This window comes from Actinomadura sp. NBRC 104425 (assembly GCF_030269545.1).
In the GTDB taxonomy this organism is placed as follows: Bacteria; Actinomycetota; Actinomycetes; order Streptosporangiales; family Streptosporangiaceae; genus Spirillospora; species Spirillospora keratinilytica.
In genome coordinates, this window is record NZ_BSTN01000087.1 from 1 (window position 1) to 934 (window position 934).

The 934-nt window shown below is 70.2% G+C and carries 1 protein-coding gene; it reads left to right on the top strand.

Annotation, left to right across the window (positions count from 1 at the left end):
- On the top strand, positions 1–934 hold a 934-nt coding region (locus QSK22_RS33225), incomplete at both ends, for a condensation domain-containing protein (RefSeq protein ID WP_285498466.1).

A 934-nucleotide genomic window follows, 5' to 3' on the forward strand; every position in this document is an offset into this window, starting at 1 on the left:
ATCTCGCGGCAGATCGCGTTCTGGCGTGAGGCGTTGGCGGGCGCCCCGGAGGAGCTGGCGCTGCCTGCTGATCGGCCGCGTCCGGCCGAGGCGTCCTACCGCGGCGGCACGGTCCCCTTCCGGCTCGACTCCGACCTGCACGCCCGGCTGGTGGCCCTGGCCCGTCGCAGCGGCGCCAGCCTCTTCATGGTGACGCAGGCCGCTTTCGCCGCCCTGCTGACGCGGCTGGGTGCCGGGACCGACATTCCGATCGGGTCGCCTGTGGCGGGGCGTACGGATGACGCGTTGGACGACCTGGTCGGCATGTTCGTCAACATGCTCGTCCTGCGGACCGACACGTCTGGCGATCCGTCGTTCCGCGAGCTGGTGGCGCGGGTGCGGGAGACGGACCTGGCCGCCTATGCCCATCAGGACGTGCCGTTCGAACGCCTGGTGGAGGTGCTCAACCCGTCCCGGTCGATGGCACGGCACCCGCTGTTCCAGGTGGTCCTGTCGTTCCAGAACAACCCGCAGGCCCGCCTCGACCTGGACGGCCTCACCGCCGCCGCCGAACCGCTCCCGTCCACCACGGCCAAATACGACCTGTCGCTCTACCTGGAAGAACGCGACGGCCACCTCGAAGGCGCCGTGGAATACGCCCTCGACCTGTTCGACCGTTCCACCGCCGAACAGCTCGCCGCCCGCTTCGAACGCCTGCTCCGCCAGGTCGCCGCCGAACCGGACGCCCCCATCAGCGCCGCCGACATCCTCACCGCTGAGGAACGCGACGCCCTGCTGGGCGAGTGGGCCGGCGGCACCGCCGGCGATCCGTCGGATTCCTCGACGATCGTTGATCTGTTCGAGGCGCAGGCGGCGGTTCGTCCGGGTGCGGTGGCGGTGTCGTGTGAGGGTGTGTCGTTGACGTATGGGGAGGTGAATGCTCGGGCGAATCGGT